At 58.1% G+C, this 20867-nt stretch carries 14 protein-coding genes and 3 pseudogenes; 2 read left to right on the top strand and 15 right to left on the bottom strand.

The features are described 5' to 3' along the window. Nucleotides 1-171: pseudogene (locus B9Z01_RS36340) on the top strand (ectoine/hydroxyectoine ABC transporter ATP-binding protein EhuA); the annotation flags it as partial. Between the two features lie 182 nt (nucleotides 172-353). On the opposite strand, the gene B9Z01_RS20875 reads toward B9Z01_RS36340, so the two are convergent. The 6 genes from B9Z01_RS20875 to B9Z01_RS20850 form a co-directional block, all read right to left on the bottom strand. After that, entirely contained in the window at nucleotides 354-680 is a 327-nt protein-coding gene (locus B9Z01_RS20875) for a hypothetical protein (protein WP_085486485.1), read from the bottom strand. Nucleotides 681-706: 26 nt separating this feature from the next. Beyond that, the gene (locus B9Z01_RS20870; RefSeq protein ID WP_244196098.1) at nucleotides 707-1699 is read right to left on the bottom strand and encodes a 2Fe-2S iron-sulfur cluster-binding protein; all 993 of its coding nucleotides are present in this window, start codon (nucleotides 1697-1699) and stop codon (nucleotides 707-709) included. Nucleotides 1700-1798: 99 nt separating this feature from the next. Then, entirely contained in the window at nucleotides 1799-2716 is a 918-nt protein-coding gene (locus B9Z01_RS20865; protein ID WP_085486481.1) for an AurF N-oxygenase family protein, read from the bottom strand. A gap of 77 nt (nucleotides 2717-2793) precedes the next feature. Beyond that, on the bottom strand, nucleotides 2794-3696 hold the full coding sequence (locus B9Z01_RS20860; RefSeq protein ID WP_085486479.1) for an EamA family transporter: 903 nt from the start codon (nucleotides 3694-3696) through the stop codon (nucleotides 2794-2796). A 108-nt stretch (nucleotides 3697-3804) separates the two neighbouring features. Continuing rightward, a complete protein-coding gene (gene asnB, locus B9Z01_RS20855; protein WP_085486477.1) occupies nucleotides 3805-5712 on the bottom strand; it encodes an asparagine synthase (glutamine-hydrolyzing) in 1908 nt (635 codons plus the stop codon). Nucleotides 5713-5809: 97 nt separating this feature from the next. Then, complete coding sequence (locus B9Z01_RS20850; protein ID WP_085486475.1) at nucleotides 5810-6577, bottom strand: crotonase/enoyl-CoA hydratase family protein; 768 nt, start codon at nucleotides 6575-6577, stop codon at nucleotides 5810-5812. 197 nt (nucleotides 6578-6774) lie between these two features. On the opposite strand from B9Z01_RS20850, the gene B9Z01_RS20845 reads away from it, so the two are divergent. After that, nucleotides 6775-7569, top strand: a complete 795-nt coding sequence (locus B9Z01_RS20845; RefSeq protein WP_244196097.1) for an AraC family transcriptional regulator — start codon at nucleotides 6775-6777, stop codon at nucleotides 7567-7569. 34 nt (nucleotides 7570-7603) lie between these two features. Here the strand turns inward: B9Z01_RS20845 and B9Z01_RS20840 are convergent, their stop codons facing one another. The 9 genes and pseudogenes from B9Z01_RS20840 to B9Z01_RS20800 all read right to left on the bottom strand — a co-directional run bounded on the left by B9Z01_RS20840 (nucleotide 7604) and on the right by B9Z01_RS20800 (nucleotide 20832). Continuing rightward, the gene (locus B9Z01_RS20840) at nucleotides 7604-8473 is read right to left on the bottom strand and encodes an MOSC domain-containing protein (RefSeq protein WP_085486473.1); all 870 of its coding nucleotides are present in this window, start codon (nucleotides 8471-8473) and stop codon (nucleotides 7604-7606) included. 1177 nt (nucleotides 8474-9650) lie between these two features. Next, entirely contained in the window at nucleotides 9651-10097 is a 447-nt protein-coding gene (locus B9Z01_RS20835) for an SRPBCC family protein (RefSeq protein WP_085486471.1), read from the bottom strand. A gap of 241 nt (nucleotides 10098-10338) precedes the next feature. Further along, a pseudogene (locus B9Z01_RS20830) lies at nucleotides 10339-10470 on the bottom strand (IS5/IS1182 family transposase); the annotation flags it as partial. Between the two features lie 38 nt (nucleotides 10471-10508). After that, the gene (locus tag B9Z01_RS20825; RefSeq protein ID WP_167387535.1) at nucleotides 10509-11888 is read right to left on the bottom strand and encodes an alginate lyase family protein; all 1380 of its coding nucleotides are present in this window, start codon (nucleotides 11886-11888) and stop codon (nucleotides 10509-10511) included. A 1029-nt stretch (nucleotides 11889-12917) separates the two neighbouring features. Further along, nucleotides 12918-13328: pseudogene (locus B9Z01_RS20820) on the bottom strand (transposase family protein); the annotation flags it as partial. Nucleotides 13329-13629: 301 nt separating this feature from the next. After that, nucleotides 13630-14853: a hypothetical protein gene (locus tag B9Z01_RS20815; protein WP_085486467.1), complete on the bottom strand. Its 1224-nt coding sequence runs from the start codon at nucleotides 14851-14853 to the stop codon at nucleotides 13630-13632. A 30-nt stretch (nucleotides 14854-14883) separates the two neighbouring features. Continuing rightward, on the bottom strand, nucleotides 14884-17019 hold the full coding sequence (locus tag B9Z01_RS20810; RefSeq protein WP_085486465.1) for an alpha-galactosidase D: 2136 nt from the start codon (nucleotides 17017-17019) through the stop codon (nucleotides 14884-14886). An 88-nt stretch (nucleotides 17020-17107) separates the two neighbouring features. After that, a complete protein-coding gene (locus B9Z01_RS20805) occupies nucleotides 17108-19528 on the bottom strand; it encodes a glycoside hydrolase family 95 protein (RefSeq protein ID WP_085486463.1) in 2421 nt (806 codons plus the stop codon). Between the two features lie 401 nt (nucleotides 19529-19929). Continuing rightward, a complete protein-coding gene (locus B9Z01_RS20800) occupies nucleotides 19930-20832 on the bottom strand; it encodes a transporter substrate-binding domain-containing protein (RefSeq protein WP_085486461.1) in 903 nt (300 codons plus the stop codon). Nucleotides 20833-20867 lie beyond the last annotated feature (35 nt).

The following is a 20867-nucleotide window of genomic DNA, read 5'->3' as shown; positions in this document are numbered from 1 at the left end:
GGCATGACGATGCTGATCGTCACGCACGAAGTGCGGTTTGCGCGAGATGTTGCGGATCGGGTCGTTTTCATGGACGGCGGCGTGGTTGCTGAAGACACGACACCGCAAGCCTTCTTTGGTGAGGGCAGCAGTCCACGCATCAGGCAGTTCCTTCATCTGATCGAGACCTGAGCGTTGAGTACGCTGTGACAAAAATCGTCCCCGCGTACTGCCAGTCGCGCAGCAGTTATAGCCGCCTGTTGCTGTTCACGCCCGACTGCGATCGGCCATAAGAGACGGATTCACAAAGACTGCTCGGCACGCTAGTTGAAAACCGCGAAAGCACAACTACTGGTTGCAGGTTTTCGCAGCGGTTAAAACTGGCGGAGAGGCGGGCTGGGTAAGGGGTTCGAGCGGTTGTCGTCGAAGCGGCTAGAATCCATCGCTTTGCTGATGGAAAATGGCCCAACGCCAAGCCCGACAACGGATTCCAGTGGAATTGAGCGAAGCGAGGCAGGAAAAGGCCCAAACGCGGCCTCAAGGCGCTGTTCGAGCCAGCCATTTTTAAAGAGCGCTTCAACACCATCGAGCGGCTGTTCGGCTGGGAGGACAAGTTTCGCCGTCTGCTGCTGCACCTCGAACGCCTCAGCCCTCTTCACTACGCGTTCAAGACACTCGCCCTGCAACCAGTAGACAAACACATGCGGGACGCGCCCGTTTTCCCTTGCTATAGTTCGAGCGTGACCGCCTCGCCGCTAGGCCGGGTGCAACACGCAAGACAGTACCCCTTCTCGAGTTCGAGGCTCGTTAAGCCGATCGACGATGAGGACTCGACCTCGCCCTCAATCAGACGAACGCTGCAACGCCCGCAGACTCCCATCCGGCATTGATTCGATATGGCCACGCCGTTCGCTTCCAACGTTTCAAGCAGCGTATCGCCCCGGTTCCCTATCAACACCCGATCGCTGCCCGCGAGCAGCATTTTGCAAGTTCGCTCGGACGCAGCGGGCGATGACGGCACTCGCTCCGTATCCGACCGATGCTGATTCAGTATCATGGCGCCAGGAAAAGTGCACCGCAACTGCCGTTCCCAGTCCGCGACGAACGCGCCGCTTCCGCACAGCAGGATCGCCTCCGGGGCCGTTATCTGGTTGACAAGCCTGCACGGGTCGGGCCGTCCCGACATCAGGTACGAGATGCCTGGACGCACACTCTCCCGGGTCACGAAGGTCGCGACCGAGAGCCATTTATATCTGGCTTGCAACGCCAACAGCTCGGTGAAGTAAATCAAGTCGTCATACTGTGGCACGCAAACGATCAGGTGTACCTCGGGCACCTGATTGCCTTGTTCAGCCAGCTTTGCCAAGCCTCTGGCCAGCCCCACGGGCAAGGTGACACCCACCCCGCCGCATACCATCAGCACGCGACGGTAGCGCAACAACGATTGGCTGGTCAGCGCCCCCGATACTTCGTCGGCAATCAATATGGAGTTTCGCGTCAGCGACTGATGAATCGACGCTGACACGCCATCGCCGGCCTGACGTTTTACCGCAATCTCGATGAGACCTTCATCCGGTCTTCCGACGATGGAATAGTTGCGCCGCTGCACCCGGTTTGCCGCATCGGGATACTTCAGCAGCAGGTGTTTTCCGTAATCGCATTCGCCGTATCGCTCTGTGTCGAGCACGCGGAGCCAGTATGCGTTAACGGAATTCGACATCCGGACAACGTTCTCGCATTTGAAGTGAAGGAGTCCTTTCATCTGTTCCCAAGTACTTGTGTTCTTTTGTATTTCATCCGCGGTGGGGCTTGCGCCCTGTCAATTAACCCGCGCCGGCAAGCCCAGCTTGGACAGCAGGGTCGCCACCGAGTCCTGGTACACCTTGACATGACCGATCTTTTCCGAATCTTCGACAATTTCTTTGCAGTGTGGAAAGTCAAGGTAGGTCAATACCGTCGACCACGCTCCCATCTCGTTGTCGGCGAACATTTCGACTGTCTTGGGCACGACGTTCGCAAAGTACGCACGTTCGCTTTCGGAAAGCGAGCCAACAATGTGCTCCGCCGCCACGCTGAACACACTCGAGTGTCCCCATTCGTCAATTGCGTGGGCACGCGTCACTTCCCGGCACAACGGCTGGATTGCCGCGTCGTCGGATAGCGTCTTCAGGTAGTCGGTGATCAGCGTCTCGCTCGCGCATGCGATCGCAAACGTCGTCAGGCGGCGCTTCCATTCAGAGTCGCATTGCGCGAGTAAGCGCGCACGCCAAGTCACCAGGTTGAAATCCGTGTAGTCGACCGGCTTCAGCTTGCGGTGCTGGTAGATGTAATTGCATGCGCTGATCGACATCTTCGTGTGCAGGGCTTCGTCGAGTAGCGCCTCGCTCATCACCTGCTGCAACTCGTACCTCGCGTGCCCGCCGCCGACAGGCGACTTGATGAGGGCTTCACACGCAGGCGTGACGATGTCGCACTCGATGTAGACCGTCTTCAGGTTGTAGATCGCCCAAGCATACGACAACACCGTGCTCTTCAGTTCGGGGGCCGCGCTCAACCATCGCGGATGCGACCGGAAAGGCAGTAGCGATTCCGCGAAATCCGGCTTTGCCGAGTCGAAAGCAATGGATGTGTAGTCCTTCGGACCATTGTTGACGACGGCTCTATCCCGCCAAAGCAGGGAAAGCTTCTTCAGTGTTTCTTTGACATGACTCGATTCGACGATGTCATCTGTAAGCATGTGGTTACTCTGCGAAAGTCATCATGACGGCCGTGCTTTGGTAGCACCGGTCACTGTTCTAGTTTGCTGTTGTTATGTCACGCCTTTGAGGCGGTCTCAGGAGCGGCCCGCATAATCACTGTTGCACTGCCTCGCCTGTAGATCCCGATGGCAAGACCCACGATGATCACCAGGATCGACGCCCATTCCAAGGGCTGCACGCGCTCACCGATCAGAAGAATCGAGGAGAGGATGCCAAAGACTGGAATCATCAGCGACAGCGGCGCAACCATCGAAACCGGGTAGAGCTTCATCAACGAATTCCAACCCCAGTAGGAAAAGTGCGTTGCCAGGTAAACCTGGAACGCGAGCGAGAACAAGGCCACACCATCAATATTTCGCCAGGTCATCACGAACGGCTGCCCCCCTCCTATCCACCAGGCGCCCAACAGCAGCGGAAGCGGCGGAAACAGGCTAGCCCAGACCATGAACGAGAAGATCTCTTTGACCCCCGACTTCTTGATGATCACGTTGCCGATGCTCCAAGCAATTGCGCTCAGTACGACCAGTGCGATTCCGAAGACCTGATGCGCGCCTTTCTGCGCGAGGAATATGCCAATTAAGCCGATTAATACCACGATCGCACCGACCCACTGCGCAGGGCGCAACGTTTCGCGAAACAGCAAGGCCCCCCAGAACATCGTAAAGAACGCGCTCAACTGGATGATCAGCGATGCGATACCCGGCGCAACGCCCGATGCGATTCCGTAGTTGATCGCCCCCCACATACCGACTCCGAAAATCAACCCGTACGCCGCAACATAGCCGAAATGGACCGATGGCCTGCGGATGAAAAACACAAGCGGGAAGGCGGCTAGCGCAAACCGCACGCCGGTCAGCACGAATGGATCCATCGAATCTAGGCCGAGCTTGGTAATCGGAAAGTTGACGCCCCATACGAATGTCACAAATAGCGCTAGGGCGAGGTGCTTCTTCTCCATGATTTCTCCAGAAAGAATTCGGTGATGCGGCGCGGCACACGCATGTCGCTCTGCCTGATAGGCTGGCCCCGATGACACGAAGCGGCACAAGGGGCCGGCCAAGCCGCTCTAGCTCAGCGAAAAGCGCTTTTGCAGCAGACACAGTCCCGTGATTTCCATCAGGATGTGATCGGCCGCGGCGCGCTGCGCTTCCGGCAGCAACCGGGCAGCCGCCATGAAGTCGCGCACGCTCGACGGTTCGAAGAACGGCAGCGAATTAAGCAGTGGCCCGGACAAGGTGTCAGCAACCAGTTGAAACATCTTCGACTTCGGATGCAGGAGCGACGGCGGTGCGCGGAAATATTGCTTCTTGCGGTCGTAGATCTCGTGTGGCAAATACGCTCGCATCGCTTCGCGCAAGGCATATTTCTCGACGCTTCCGCGAATCTTCATCCACACGGGCAGCGAAGCGGCGACTTCCACGACGCGGTGGTCCAGAAGCGGTGGCCTTCCTTCGAGGCTGCCAGCCATCTCCAGCCGGTCGCCCAGCGTCGTCAGCACAAGGTTTGGCAAGCTCGATTTGGCGACGGCGTAGAGGGACTTGTTGACCGGGTCCCATTCGTCGAAGGACGGACCGCCGAGACGGTTGAAGAACTGCTGGTAGGGGGTCGCGTGCGCATGACGCTCGCGATAGCCGTTCCTGAACAAGCCAGCCAGAGGGCGGAACAGCGCCGACTGCGTCTCCATCCAGGCAATGCCGTGGCCCAGCTCGTTGTTGACCCACTGCACGTCGACTGTCGGTCCCTCGAGGAAGCGATCGCCTTGGGACTCGATGCGATCGGCAAGACGCTGGATTTCGGCTCGGTCCTGGTGGTCGTTGTTGAACATCACCATGTCGCGCCGGTAGTGGGGATAGCCGGCGAAAACTTCGTCCGCCCCTTCTCCCGTCAGCACCGCGCGCATGCCCTTGCTCTGAATAAACTTGCAGAGCATGTATTTGGCGATGCTATGCGCGTTCGAGAACGGGATCTCCGTGTGCCATAGCGCATCTTCGAAGTGATCGGCCAAGTCGTCTTGGCTGACCGAAAGCACATGCAGCTCCGCGTTGTTGTGTTTCGCCGCGATTTCCGCGTAGCGTCGCTCGTCATATCCGTCGGCGCCTTCGAACGACAAGTGGAACGCCTGCAACGGCTTGCCAACGAGCGCCGTCGCCAAGCCGAGCATGGCGGACGAATCGAGGCCACCGCTCAGAGAGACGCCAACCGGCACGTCAGCATGCAAACGAAGCCGCACGGCGTCCTCGATTGCGCTGCGCACGCGCTCGATCATCGACGCCTCGCTCCGGTTGTGATCCATTTCGGCGCGTGCCGGGAACTGCCAATCCCAGTATGTCTTCTCTTGCAGGCCGCAGCTATCCGCCAGCAGGAATGTTCCCGGCTTGACGCTGCGCACGCCGTTGAACAGCGTCCGGTCTCGCAGGATGAAGCCCCGATTCGCATAGGCGTCCCGGTCCCATTGCGGGGGCAGACCTGCCCCCACCATCGCCTTGATTTCGGATCCGAAGTAGAACGCGCCATCGTGCTCGGCGTAATACAGCGGCTTCACGCCGATGCGGTCTCGAACCGCGAACAACGTTTCGCGCAGGCGGTCGTAGATCAGGATCGCGAATTCGCCTCGCAGTTGTTTCAGTCCACGAACCCCATGCCGGCGGTACAAGTGCAGCGCGATTTCGCTGTCCGACGAGGTCTTGAACCGGCAGCCCTGTTCTTCGAGTTCCGCGCGGATTCGCGCGTAGTCGTAGAATTCGCCATTGACCATCATGACGAAATCACCTTCGTCAGCAACGATCGGTTGGGTGCCGTTGCTCAAGCCGACGAGCCCGAGCCGAACGTAGCCAAATGCGACACGTCCATTGGGATCGATCCAGATGGACCGGCTGTCCGGGCCGCGATGATGAATCGTGTCCATCGCGATGTTGACCTGGTCCGCCTTGAACTCGCGAGGTTGTTTTGAAAAAATTGCAACGTAACCACACATATCAGGAATCCAAATTAATCAATTGTTTTTGGTGGGGGTTCACTATGTGTCTCTTAGGAAAGTGCGCGACAGCGGACCTCCTGGAATCCGCCCTGCGTCACCGGGCTTCAGACTTCTTTCGGTTCAGGAATGCGTTCATCCGCACGGCAGTTTCAGGACCAGACTGGACAACGGACGCAATCAGCGCTTCCGTATACAAGCCCTCGTCCTGACCTTGTTCGACAATGCGCGGCAGCGCGTGAATGATCGCGTGGTTCGTCATCGGAAGATTCCGGGCCGCGATCGCCGCCAGTTCGACTGCTTTGTCGACAGCTGTACCAGTTGGCACCAAGTATTGCGCGACGCCTCGCGACACGCTCTCCTCCGCTGGAAGGGGACGCCCGGTCAGCATCATGTCCATCATCAAAGCCGTACCGGCGAGCCGAGGAAAGCGCACCGATGCGCCTACGTCAACATACAAACCGCGCGCTCCTTCAGGTAATGAGAAATAAGCCGTTTCATCGACCACGCGAATATGGCAAGCAGTAGCCATCTCAAGCCCGGCGCCAATAGCCGCACCGGAGATGGCTGCAATAACGGGGATTTTTCCGAACTGAATCAGATGAAACACTTCATGCCATTCCCGAAAGAAATGGAAGCAATCGATAACCGATTGCCCCTTGACTTCCGTCAGGTCGAGCCCTGAGCAGAAGTGCTGGCTGGTGCTGTAGAGCACGGCCGCGCCGACATCGTCCGGAATACTCGAAAATATGTCACGCAATCCCAGCATCATCGCCTTGGGCATGGCATTGCGCTTCTCCGGACGATCGAGCCCGACCAACAAAACATTATTTTTTCGAGATACTTTAATGAGATGGTTATCCATTTGCTAATCGGCCGTTTGAATTTCGGTGAGGCGCTCATACTAACGTGTAATTCGCATAACTAAGTTGTGAAAGAGGGCGCTCTTGTGTAAAAATTGGGCCATTAAGATAAAGTGACTAAAAACTGGTCACTTGTGCTTTTAACGATCGGCGTTTTTGTAGCAATTCCAATATGACGCCGGTATATGCAAAATGACTAATGAACGGCGAAGAGAAGCAAATGCGCAAGCGTGAATTGACGGGTGTTGTGGTCGCAGCCCGTACGTTCAGGCCTGGTGAAGTATCCACCCGGCATACTCATGACGAAGGGCAATTCGCCTATGCCACGACCGGCGGCATCTCGATGTTTACGGACAACGGCAATTGGGTCGTGCCAGCGCGGCGGGCGATCTGGGTTCCGGCCAATATCGCTCACGAAATGCATATGCATGGAGACGTGACGATGTTGAACACATTTATCGGGAACGGGGCAGCCCGACTTGCCGCACTGCCGGCCCACTGCCAGGTCTACAGCGTCTCTGCCTTGTTGACGCATCTCCTCGAATCCATGTTGGCATTGCCGACCGGCCCTAGTCTGCGACGAGTGCGGCTCGAAGCCCTGTTGCTCGACGAGTTGAGCGGAATGCCCAGCTTGCCGTTGAACGTGCCGCTGCCCGAGGACCCGCGGCTCTCCAAGGCATGTAGACACATCCTCGACTTGCCGACACAAACCATGTCGGTCGACGAAATGGCAAAGATGGCCAGCATGAGCCGCCGGACCTTCACGCGACGCTTTCGCGAAGCGACCGGGCTCAGCTTCGTGGCATGGAGGCAGCAGGTGCGTATCCTGGAAGCGCTCTCGCGGTTAAGCTTGGGGGCGAGCGTGAAGGATGTCTCCGTCGATCTCGGATATTGCAGCACGAGTGCTTTTTCCGCGGCGTTCAAGCAGTTCCTCGGTGACTCGCCGGCTCGCTATCTGTCACGATACCGGGACCCTCCCCAGGTATCGTGCTGAATTTGGCTCGTCATCGCGCTCAATATTTCCACTCTCAGACGCAGAAGCCTATTTCCATTTCGATCGCCTGCCCTACCTCGAGCGCGGCGCCTTCCCCGTCGACCACCACGGCGTTCATGCCGAACGTCAGCGCGCCGTCGAACCGTGCGTTGGCGCGGTATGTGCACATCGTCTCAAGCGGCTCGCGGGGCCATGCCGGATTCGGTGTTCCGGTGCGTTGATCTATCGTCGGTACCGAGCAACGTGTGCATGGCTTAACGAGGCGCAGTCGGAAATGCCCGTCCGTCGCCCGGATATCGACGTGTTCCACATAGTCTTCTTCGTGGGCGTCGAGGCCGGTGACGACGATGTTCGGCCGAAAACGATCGATGGACACGGGAGGTGCCCCTTTTGAGGCAAGGCGTGCGTTCAGCTCGTCGAGCGACGCTTGGCCCAGCACAAGCAGCGGATAGCGGTCGGCGAATCTGGTGTGTGTTTTCAGCCCACCCGTCCATTTCGTGCTGACCTCGCGCCGCACGACCGGTGCGAAACGCGCTAGCCGTGCGGAACTGTGCAAATAATCGCTGAACCAGTGCGAAGTTTCACAACCACTGTCGAGCGCGTCGACGGTGTGGCGCCAGACGGTCGCCCTTATCGTCGCTGCACCCTCGAGTGCAGTTGCCGACAGAGGCGTCCGCAGCGTCGGCATGCCGGGCGCATCGACGACGAGGTCGTTGCCATCGAGGGCCGTTCGCACCAACGCAAGGCGCGGGTAGGTGCGTTGCGTCAGCATGCTGCCTGCGGCGTCGGTCACCATCCAATTTCGATCGTGCTCGAGACCCGTCTCGACGAGACGTGTGCGCACAAGCTCGATACCTGCACAGGACTTGATCGGATAAGTGAAAAGTTCGCTGATGATGGGCATGGTGTAGCCTAGGATTGCTGGGGAGTCATGCGCGCTGGCGCCCTCAAGGCCCTGCTGGTCAGGGTATTCGCGACAGCATGACGAACTGCCTGAAGTACCATCGTGCTGCCTAGGGTGCCGTGCGGCCAACGTGCAATTTTGTCCGAATTCCCGAGGACCGGCTGAAGATCATTGAGGCGCTAGCCGAAGCACGGCTGATTCCCATCACTATTCTTGAGCGACGAAGGTCTTATCCATCTTCCTTGCACGCTTGATTTCGTCGCCATGCAGATACATTGAAGTCGTCGCGATCGAGGCGTGACGTAAATTGTCGCACACACTTGTGAGCGCTGCGGGCGAGGACATGACTCGCCGCCAAGCCGACCATATGGAAGCATGCGCGCCAGCGCAACTACTGATTGCAGGTTTTTCGCAGCGGTTAAAGCTGGCGGAGAGGCCGGCTGGGTAAGGGGTTCGAGCGGTTGTCGTCGAAGCGACTAGAATCCGTCGCTTTGCTGATGGAAAATGGCCCAACGCCAAGCCCGACAACGGATTCCAGTGGAATTGAGCGAAGCGACGCAGGAAAAGGCCCAAACGCGGCCTCAAGGCGCTGTTCGAGCCGGCCATTTTTAAAGAGCGCGTCAACACCATCGAGCGGCTGTTCGGCTGGGAGGACAAGTTCGCCGTCTGCTGTTGCGCTTCGAACGCATCAGCCCTCTTCACTACGCGTTCAAGACACTCGCCTACACGATGATTAACCTGCGGCACTACTGCCGCATCTTATCGAACGGCGTCACTGAGGTTTTCAGTTCCGGCGCAGTGCGTCGTGATCCGGCTCACGCGTACCTTGTCCCATTCACCCTTTACCACCTCAACCCGGTCTTCAATTCAGCCTGATCTCAACCGTTTGCAATCCTGACGACATGCCGAAATCCCCATCATGGCCGATCACATCAAAACCTGAAACCAGTAGCAAGCAAGAAAACAATTGAGAACACGCCTGGACGCCGCCGCGACATGGGACGTGCAAGGAGGTCAACTACTCGCACAGAAGACGCTTCAATTCTTCAAAGAATGAATGACGCCGTAGTGTGTCTCCATGAGACAGGATTGAAAAAGAGACCATACGCTGCCTTGAAAGAAACATCGAGATTCAAGGCATTGTCGCGGAGAAAGGCATCAATCTCCGCGAGCAGTATCAATCAGGAATTTCAGGCTCAACCAGCTTCGCCAGTTGCGCAAGCGACTCCTGCCAGCCGAGGTAGCACATCTCGACGGGAATGACCTCGGGAATGCCTTCCTGCACGATGTTCACTTCGGTTCCGCAAGACACCTGCCGCAATGAAATTGTCGTCTGCATCTGGTCGGGCAGGTTCGGATCGTCGAAACGATCCGAGTAGCAAATCTTCTCGGACGGCACCAGCTCGACGTACTCGCCGCCGAACGAATGGCCGTTGCCGGAGCCGAAGTTACGGAAGGACATCTTGTAAGTGCCGCCGACCCGCGCATCCATGTGATGAACCTGACACGTGAATCCATAGGGGGGAAGCCACTTCGCTATCGCGTCCGGTTCGAGGAACGCGCGATAGATTCGCTCGGGCGTCGAGCGCAAAACACGGTGAAATTTGACGGTTCCGGTAGCCATGATGAGTTCGCCTTTCACTGGAGGGGTTGAACATACTCTCACGACGGCCCGGCGATGCGGGTATCGACATGGCGAAGATCAGGAAAAACCCTGGATAAATCAGGAAAAGAACCGCCGTCGATTTCCAGTAAAAGCCTTCGCCCCCGCACACCGCACCAGCCGGAACTCTCCACGCAATGGGAAGCACCCGAGCCGATCCCAGTTCAGGTGAGCGGCCTACGTGAGACACCAAGATGTCAGTTCAAAAAGGCTGCTCGCTACGTCTGAAGCTGTTCCAGCAGACGAGAGAGCAGCCAGGTTTAAGAAGAGCTTCGTGGATGTCAGCACGATGTTCGAAGCGCACGCGGAGCCGACGAAAATTGTGAGGCCACGATACTATTCCATTTGATTACGAAAAGACGCTACCAGTTGTCAGTCGATTGGTTCGGACGGACTGTCGCCATCTGTCAAAACCTCCCATTGTATTTCGTGATCAGTGGGATTTTTAAAAGGAATAACCTCATTAACTATATAAGTGCTCGTCTCGGGCAACACCATCCCCTTGCGCTTTGCATAGGCATTGTATGCCCTCATCATCGTAGGTTTTGTGTTGTATTGAAATTCATTCGGCGGCGTGCCGCTGCTACATAATGAGCCGAATAGATCTCCTGGCGCAGTAACGAGATCGTTATTCTGGTGATCCGCGCTTCCATTAAGCAATTTCGCATTGAATTCGAGTGCTGTCGTCAGGCGAGAAGCCTCCGCGGCATAGAGATCCTTGCCTTGAATATAAGCTGTTTCGGCTGCATTGAAGGTTGCTCCAATTCCGTATTGAGCGTGCCCAAGATCCCGACACGTTTCCTGCGTGACTCCACTCACCAGCGAATCAAATACCGTTTGGCCATTCCATAGTGAGAGGGTGGCCTGGCGACAGTCTGGACCACAGGTATTTGTGGGCGAATCACCGCTTGGGCTACCTGGAAACGTGACAGGCGCATTACCATCGAGTGATGCATTGTAGTAGTACGCGGGAATCCATTTTTTCCATTGCGCAACGGCATCATCAAACAATGCGCGATCATTGGTGAAAACTGCAATATCGATCATTCCATCGATCATGGAGAGCTTCCAGTTACCCTCCGTCCCGTAGCCGTTGACGCCATTAATATCCGGCAAATACTGCGTCTTCAGCATGGTCTCGAACGCCTTGGCCTCAGGCTCGGACCACCCGCTATATGTGTATCGAATGATTTCGGCGGCCGCCGGAAAAACTTCCGCATTCCATGCTGCTTCCAATGGACCATTGAATCCGCTATGTCCGGCTGTCAGATTATTTGCATAGAAATTCAGGATCGACACCGCATTTTTTGCATAGGTCTCGTCTCCTGTGAAATACCACATTAACGCCTGGGCATAAGCAGCTGCCGCATCGGCCTTTTCAGCATTACAACCATGATCAACGGATGAAACTGCTCCACAGCTAATATTTCCATCGGTAAGCGTACCTGCTACCTTGTAAGACGCCGATGCTGATTGGCTGCTCTTCAATTTATTAAATTCATTGACAAACAGCAGATTATTTGCAGCAATCTGAGCCTTCACATAATCGAGCCTCGCCTTCGTTGTCAAGATTCCCGGATGTTTAAACGCGGCATGCACCTCTGGTGGCGTGGTTGGGGATGTACCGGCCGTGTCGCTAGATGTACTAGCTGTGTTGCCGGATGTCATCGAACTCTCTCCACCGCAGGCACCAAGCATTAGCAGCGCGGCGCAGCAAAGCGGTATTTTTAATCGGATAATTCTCTGCAGCATATTTCCTCCATAGATCACTTGGTTACACACATCCCGGATCATTCGGCTTCGCAGTGAAGCGCGCGCTGCGTCTCGGCCGCCGTCATGATCTGCTACAAGCCCGCCCCAATCTTCGTGGTGTCAGGCTCATCGCCCCGTTGCGCGCAAGGAAACTGCCCAGTTGCGCCACCAGGCGCAATCCCTCTTCAACCTTGGTATGTCTTTAGGCATCCGTTTCGTTCATCAACAAATTGGCGACGGGGAACGTGCTAGTGATCCCCGCCGTATTGCGCGGTACCGATGCGCAGGTCTTGCAGCACGGTCGGCGCAACGAAACCCAGTGAACGGTTCGCAAGATAGTTCGTCGCAGCACCAAACATGACCAGCCGCGATCATCTGCCAGCGCAATCCTTTGAATCTGACGGTCATGTCGAGACTCTCTTCAGGTCAATTGCTTGTCGGTGCAAATTAGGCTCGATCGACTATCGTCATCAGTCATATGATGACTTAAATCTTACGTATTATTACTCTTATGGTACAGATGGTAATTACCCGCACTTGGATTAGTTCTGTAGGTACCAAACGTCCGGAAAATAGCGATTGCAGCGACGTTGTTGAGGGTTCAAGTCACCACTTCGTTATACGACGAACGATGACAAATAGGCTATGTGATCATTGAACGGTTATCCGATGACCGAATGCCTCGACGACCGGTGCATCGTGATCCTTCGTCAACTTCTCGACCGCTAGCTGGAGCGTGTTGATCCGCAAGCACCTACCGCGCCTCAGGAGATTGCGCAATACCCAGTGGCACACGCTTGTGTCCCGGCGTTCAGGTGATGTTCTGCCCGTTAAACGAGATGCAACGATTCGCCGCTGGTTTTAGTCTCGGTATAGTCTTCATAAAGGTACTTTTGCCATTGCCATTGCCATTGCCATTGCCATTGCCATTGCCATTGCCATTGCCATTGCCATTGCCATTGCCATTGCCATTGCCATTGCCATTGCCATTGCCATTGCCATTGCCATTGCCATCAATGATTGTGATGACTGGCACGCGAGCGAGAGCAATGCGTCATGCACGTGTGCGTGCCGCTCGTGGCAAATCTTGAGCCGTCTGAACGCATCAAGCCAGGTAAAGGAACGTTCGATGAACCAGCGTGTTTTACCAAGGCCACTGCCTTGAGGCTCGCCGATTTTGGCAAACAAGGGCGTGATGCCGTTGCAATTCGCGGCGGCCAGGATGGCCGCGATCGGGATGCCTTGCGCATCGACGACCAGGTAGTGCTTGCTGCCGCGCTTGCGTTGGTCCGTTGGGTTCGGGCCGGTTTCTTTCCAACAGCACGCGGTGCCTGAGCCGCAGCCCATTTCTTGCGGCAGCAGATTCCAGGCGAGATCCGAGCGCAGCACGAATACGATGCCTGCGAGGACCGCTCAGTCCGGCGTCGGTTTGCGTCCCGCCTATCGGCGGTTTCGCGACGCCCCACGGCACTCCGAAGATCGGAACGAGGAATGTCATCGACGCCGCGTAAGCCGCCCCAACATGCTCGACCAGCCTGAAAACGGCACGTAGGCGAAGCCGGTGCAGAGAATGCCCAGTGCGGCCACGCATGCCTACGTTAGCGGCATGACCGCTTGATGTAGCCACGACAGCAGTACCGGAGGAATCAATACGATCGAAGCGAAGAACAGGCTGCCGAAGGCGACGACAAAAGGCCGGGTTCCGGCGAGCCGACGCCTAGCCTGGAGCGCTTCGCAGCGATCAGTTCGGCAACCGCCGCGGCAGATTGTCGATGCGCGGTCCGCAGACTCGGGACTGCCCGAGGCACGATGCAAGCGCCTGCTCGCCGAACCATTTCTGCGTGTCCAGGTTGTAGTGCACGCTGCCGTCCCCGCCGCCGAGCGTACCGCCGTCGAAAATGCCGAAGCCCGGCGGCTGCTGTCCATTCCAGTCAGGCGACTTCGACGCATCGACAAAGCTGAAGATGCGAGAGTTCGCTTCGATGAAGCCGCCGAACACTTTTTGCATCGATTCGAGCGCGGCGGGATCATAAGGCGCGACCCCGTTGGTGACGTTGTCGTAGGCAATCGACAACGGCTTCACGATCATCACCGGGAAGGTCGAACCCACCGCCGCAAAGAAGCTACTGAAGAGGTGCGCGTAATTCTGCGGCGCGCGTCGAATCGTCGTTGCGTTGCCGGCGGAATTCAGCGGAGCGGCTTCCGCTTCCCACTGGTTCCACTGCAGGCCCAGGATCCGCGGTTTCTTGCCGGTCGCGAGAATCTGCTTCAGCCCGAGGTACATCATGCGGCGAGCAAACGGTGCAAGCGCATAGGTCGGCGTCTTGCTCGAATCGAGCAGGGGTTGCCAGAGATTCACGCCGTGCATGGTCCAGTCGCAGCAACCGCTGAAGGCATCGTCCGCGACATCCACGCCCTGGCTGCCCCAGCCGATATGAATGATGTACAGATCGGGCAGCGGCTCACCCGCATTGATCGCCGACTGCCACGCATACGCGGCGAAATTGGCGGCATTGCCGCTGCCGCCGTAGTAGCCGAGATTCATGTCGGACGATGTGCTGTCAGTCCAGTTCACCCACGACACGTGATCGATGGCGGAGATCGGTTGAGTGAATGGCGCACCCGATCCGTCTGCATTGCCGGTGATGTTCCCCCAGCCGTCGTTGCGGATACCCCATACGTTGGGCGCCGGCATGCCGCCGCCGGCTGCGGCACCCGAGGCACCCGAGGCACCCGATGCTCCCGTCAACGTCAGATCGGCGGGTAGCGAGTTAAGACCGGCGCTGTTGCTCTGCCCCATCACGAACAGGACCGCGACTTCGTCGGAGCGAAATCGTGAGCCTTTCGCCCATGCTGTCGACGCGGCAGCGTTCGGCTGGGCCGTCGCGTCCGCGGCAACGGCCGCCTGCATCCCGCTCGCCGCCAATACGACCGGCAGGACTATCCGCATCAAAATGCTTTTCATGCCTGTCTCCATGGATCGTCGATCACTGTTTCACTGGCTGGATTTCACCGGCTGGATGACCGCCTGACCCAGACCATCGATATCGGGACCGTAGTTGCCGGAAACCATAGAGAACTTGATGGTGTTGGCTACGCCGGCCTTGAGCGGCACCACGACCTGAACACTCGACAGGATCGGGAAGTCCCAGGTGCCTTCGCCCGGAAACTGCACCGGAACCGGCGGACCGTTGTTGACGCTCACGGTCATGGCGCGGGGGTTACCGCCACCGTCGTCCGCACTGATATAAACCACGGGGACCGCATAGTTGCCATCGGCAGGCGCAACGATTCCGTTGAACTGCAGGCTGGAATCCGAGTTCACGAAATTGCCTACCTTTTCGTGACCGCTGCAGATATTGCATGCCTGTACCGCTGCATCCTGAACGATGTTGGTGGGGCTTTCCGCTTCATAGATGACAGGCGGCAACGCGGGCTGCGGAGCGGCGATCAGCGTCACCTTGCTGATCGACGGAGCGCTACGGCCCTTGCCTGGAGGCACGAACGTCAGCTTGTTGCTGCCCGGCACGAACGGCATGTAGATCGTGACGGTACCCTGACCCTGGCCGGTGGTGACGGGTAACTGGATCGTCGTCAGTACGCTCTCGTTCAGAATCAGCGGCACCCTCATCGGGGACTTGCCATTGTTCCGGTAAGTGACGTCGATGTAGCCGCCCGTGGTTGCATTCACCGTAAAGGCGAGCCCGTCTTCATGTGCCACGGGTTTGGCCGCCTGGACCTTCGATGCATCGTCCGAGCCTGCGATCGTCAGCATGACGGAGCCGCCGGCCGGCACGGCGGACACCGTGTATCCCGACGTGTGCGAACCGAGATCCTTGTGTGCCCAGATATCCCGAACATCGGCCGAAGCGGCGGGGTCCAGTCCGAGGTCCTTCCAGTTCACCGTGATCGGTGCGGCGGACCCGGTCGTATTGAGCAGCACCACCGCACGGCGGCCCTGACCGGACAGCAGTTTGGCCCACACGCCCAAACCGTTCTGCGGCACCGCCACGCGGATCGCCTGCATGCCGCGCGGATCCTGATCGACGGCGAGCACCTCCGGATTGGTCAGCGTCGCCATCGTGTCCGAGCTGATCGGTGTCGTGAGATCGACGCCCAGAATGAGCGGTGCGCCGGAAATGGCCCACAGGCTCATGTGCGTCTGGTCCTGCGCGGCAGTCAGACCGAACCCGGCAAGCATCATGTCCGCATCGTTATAGGCGCCCGTATGCTGTGCTTCAGGAAAGAGGTTGCCGTAGAAATTCTGGTTCACGATTCGGGAAAAATCCGGCGTGCTTTGATGGCCCGGCGTGCCCGTGTCGTACGTGATGTCCTCGGTCGTTCTCCACAGATCGGCAATTTGCCCCCAGTCATACGAGCGGCCCGTCTTGTCGACATGGAAACTGTTCGAATTGATGCTGAAGACGATCTGCCGATTCACCGCGGCGCCCGCGCTGTTCAGTGCATCGCGCATCTTCTGGAAACCGGCCACCTGATCGTCGGTGGTGCCGTCCGGCGAGCACCAGTCGTACTTCACGTAGTCGACGCCCCATGCCGCGAACGTGTTGGCATCCTGCACCTCATGCCCGAGGCTGCCCATCGGATTGGTATGTCCGGCGTACAGGTTGTTACGCTGCGCACAGGTTTCGGCGGCGGGCACTTCGTATATGCCGAACTTGAGGCCTCTCGCGTGAACGTAGTCGGCCAGCGCCTTGATGCCGTCCGGGAACTTCACCGGGTCGGCGACCAGGTTGCCTTGCGCATCGCGAGTTGGCGCGAACCAGCAGTCGTCGACGTTGATGTAGTTGTAGCCCGCTTTCATCAACGCACCGTCTTTCTTCAGGCCGCCGGAGATAACGTCCGCGGCCGTTTTCACCAGATCTTCGTTGATGTTGCAGCCGTACGCGTTCCACGAGGCCCAGCCCATGGGCGGCAACGCGATCGACTTTTGCGCCTGCGTTTGCGACGAGGCGTTTTGCGACGGTGAAACGTTTGCGGAGTTGGCCGCGGCCTGCATGACGCTCGTTGCGTCGGCGGCCCCTTGCTGGTCGCCTCCGCAAGCGGACAGCCCGAAAACCATCATGACGCTCACGAAAAACAGATATACCTGTGTACGGCCCAGGATCTTCATGATTTTCCTTTTTTGAAAAATGAAACTGGGACTTCCGGGTTAACTGCTGTGCGGCGTTTTGTTTCGGGCTGCCCGGCCCCTGGATGCTTTACGACATCGGCCGCAGGTTGCCGTCGAATCGCGCCGTGCCGTTTGCGCGCATCGTTACGGCACGAACCACGTTGCCGTATTGCAGTGCCGTTTGTGTACCGCCGACGCTGGTGAGCGTGACGGACGACAGCGCGCCGCGGTTCCACTTGAGATCCACCGCGAACCCGCCTTTCGCGCGCACGCCCGTCACGTGCCCCGTGTTCCATTGCGACGGCAGCGCGGGAAGCAGCGTGATGCGATCCATCCTGCTTTGCAGCAGCATCTCCAGTATTGCGGCGGGACCGCCGAAGTTCGCATCGATCTGGAATGCCGACGAATTGCTCGACAGCGCATACGCGTCGAACATGTTGGCAAACGTGCCGCTCACGCCGTCGTTGCCCGCCGAATAGCGCAGCAGCTTCGGAATCATCGAATAGCAGTTGGCGGCATCGTGGAAATGCGCCCAGCAGGCGATGCGCCATGCAAGCGCCCAGCCGAACGAGTCGAAGCCGCGGGCGAGCAACAGTGCCCTCGCGCCGGCCACGAGCTTCGGATCGCTATCGAGCGTGATGCGCTCGCCTTCGAACCAGCCGATCAGCGGCGACAGATGCCGATGCCCGGTCTCGCCGACGACGCTGTCGTCCATCCATTCCTGAAGCTGACCGGTCGTCGGACTCACCTTCGGCAGATAGAGCTGCGCTTTCATGCTCGCGATCGAGCGCGCGAAATCCGCGTCCTTGCCGAGCAATTGGCTCGCGCTCAGATAGTTCGTGAACAGATCCCACACGAGTTCCTGCGCGTAGGTGATCCCGAGCTGCTGATGAGGCCCCTGCTCCGGCGACCAGTCCTTGTCGTCGATGAGCAGACCCGTCGCGGGGTCACGGATCAGACGCGCCTGCCAGAACTCGCACGCGGACTTCATCACGGGATAGATACGCGCGAGATAAGCCTTGTCCAGCGTGAACTGGTAGTGATTCCATAGCGTGCGGCAATACCAGGCACTGGCCGGCGGACTCCAGTCCCAGCCGATGGAACCGTAGATGCCCGTCGAAATAGCCACCGTCCAGCCCGCGACGTTGCCGTTCGAGTTGCTGTAATTCACGTTGGCGGCGTCGTTGAAGTGATTCTTCGTCGACTGAACCCACGACGGCAACTGCCCGGTGACGTAATCGACGAACGGTTGCTGACACTCCGGCAACCCGGCCCGGTCCGCGAGCCAGTAGTTCATCTGGATGTTGATATCGGTGTGGTAGTCGGCCATCCACGGCGGGTTGTTCGTCGTGCTCCACAGGCCCTGCAGATTCGCCGGCATCGAGCCGCGCGACGACGAGATCGTGAGGTAGCGCCCGAACTGCACGTACATCGCTTCGAGCTCGGGGTCGGCCACGTCGGGATTCGCTTGCCGTGCGAGCAGCCGCTCCGGAATCGTCAACGCCCGTTGCGCGGCGCTCGAACGGCCGAGATCGAGGTCCATGCGCCCGAACAGCGCGCGATAGTCCTGCACGTGGCGCTCGAGCAGATCGCTGTAGCGCCGGGACGCGGCGTTCTGCACGTCCGCGATCACCGCGTCGCGCGGGTTGATACCCGTCAGATAGTTTTCGACGTAGCGCCCGTTGTAGTCGGTGCGCGCCGCAATGATGATCGTGAGCGCCGGGCAACCCTGCAGCGTGATCTGCCCGCTGGATGAGTCGAGCGAAGCGACGCCCGCGTCCGGAACGACCATCATGTAGGTCGAGTACAGCTCTCCGCTGCCGCTTACCGAGCCCGAGAACGACAGCGCATGATTCGATTCGCCGATGGTCTGCGTGCCCTGCCCGTCGGCCAGCGACACCGTGCCGTTATAGCTGCCGCCATCGGACGTGAGGCGCACGACGATCACGTTGTCGGGGAAGCTGGCGAAAATCTCGCGCCGATAGTTCTTGTTGCCGACTCGGTACTGCGTGCGCACGACGGAGTTGCTGATGTCGAGCGAGCGCTGGTAGTTGGTGGCGCCGGCGTGGGCGGGCAGATCGATGTAGAGCTTGCCGAGCGTCAGGTAGGAGCCCATTCCTGTCGTCGTGTAGGCCAGATCGACGACGTTCTTGCTGCCCGACCACAGCGTGATTTCGTTCAGATAGAGCGCTTCATGATCGCTCGCGCCGCCGGCCATCGCACCGAGACGCCCGTTGCCGACCGGCAGACCCTGGAACTGGATCAAAGACTCGACCGCGGGTGAGTCGTAATGGAACAGCAACGCCTGTTCGGCGGAAACGAGCGCCGAATTCCCCTGCGCCGCAGCGCTGGCTGAACTGAAAGCTTCGGATGAACCTGAGGAGGGGTCGCCCGCCGCACCGGGCGAGGAACTGGTTGCAGCGCCGGCACGTGCCGCAACGGGGAGGATGGCAGCTGCACTACCTAACTTCAGCAGCTTGCGACGTTTTTGATTGACTGAAATCTTCATCGTGTCTCCTGTTAGCAATTTATGCTAAATCCACCTATGAATATTTCGTTCAAATATGCACTTGCAAGTATTGGTAAGACATTAGGTGATTCCCCTAGTACTGCGTCGCAGATAGTGGGATGAATTGACGCTGTGCGGGAGATATATGGGGATTTCGGTTCCTCAATAAATCAGGAAACCTTATTTTTATCTGGAGATCGTTCCATGTTGATATGGACACCTCCGCACCGTCTGCTTCGAGGTCTTCACTGCGCCGATACCCATTTCCACAACGCGCTCTTGCAGCGCGCTCCATCTAATAGGATATCTAACTATCTAGCAGTTTTTTAATGGCGCACGAATGGCGCCATGCGGTGCTCAATTAGCCGCAACGGGCGCACCCGGCGCCCATCCCGTCTTTCTCAATCATCCATTGGCCGATCATTCGGATGCTCGAACACCGCCTTCATGGTGTCGCTCATCGGCATGTCGAGGTTGATTCCCTTCGGCGGAATCGGCGACATGAACCACGTCTTGTAGAGCTTCTCACCCACACCGTCCTGCTCGATCTTCGCAATCGTGCGGTCGACGATCGCCTTCATCGCGGTATCGCCCTTCGGCAACATGCAAGCGATCGCCTCGTGTGTCTGCGGCTCGCCGGTCACCACATAGTCGGCAGGACTGCCCGAGGTCGCCCGTTCCGCGGAAAGAACGTCCGAATCCATAAAGAACGCCTGTGCACGTCCCGTTTCGAGATTCAGGAACGAGCCGCTGTGATCGCGCGCGGAGAGAACCGTAATGCTCGCGTGCTTCTCCTCGACGTATTTGCGCAGATAGCGCTCCGAGGTCGTACCCGCCGTCACCGCAACCGTCTTGCCGTTCAGATCGTTGAACGAATGAATGCCCGAATTGGCTTTGGTGAGCAGCCGCGTCTCGGTGACCGAGATCGTGTTCGAGAAGCCGACCTGCTGCGCGCGTTCCTTGTTATTGGTCGTGCCGCCGCACTCAAGATCGATCGTGCCGTTCTGCATCAACGGTATCCGGTTTTGCGCATTGACCGGAATCATCCGCACCTGCAAGGACGGTGCATTGATCGCCTGCTGTATCTCCTTGACGATTTCCTGCGCGATATCGTGCGAATAACCGACGACCTTTTCGTTATTGTCGTAGTACGAATAGGGCAGCGACGATTCACGGTAGCCCAGCACGATGGTATTGCGCTGCTTGATGTCGGCGAGCCTGCCCGTGAGATCCTGCGCCTGCGCGGCGAATGTCAGGCAGCCTATCAGTAGCGCGGGAATCGCGCGTTGTATCAGCGTATGCATGGTGTCTCCTTGTCAGCTTTGTTATCAGTTTCCGT

The organism is Paraburkholderia susongensis (genome assembly GCF_900177725.1).
GTDB lineage: Bacteria > Pseudomonadota > Gammaproteobacteria > Burkholderiales > Burkholderiaceae > Paraburkholderia > Paraburkholderia susongensis.
This window is presented reverse-complemented; position numbering and strand designations above follow the sequence as displayed.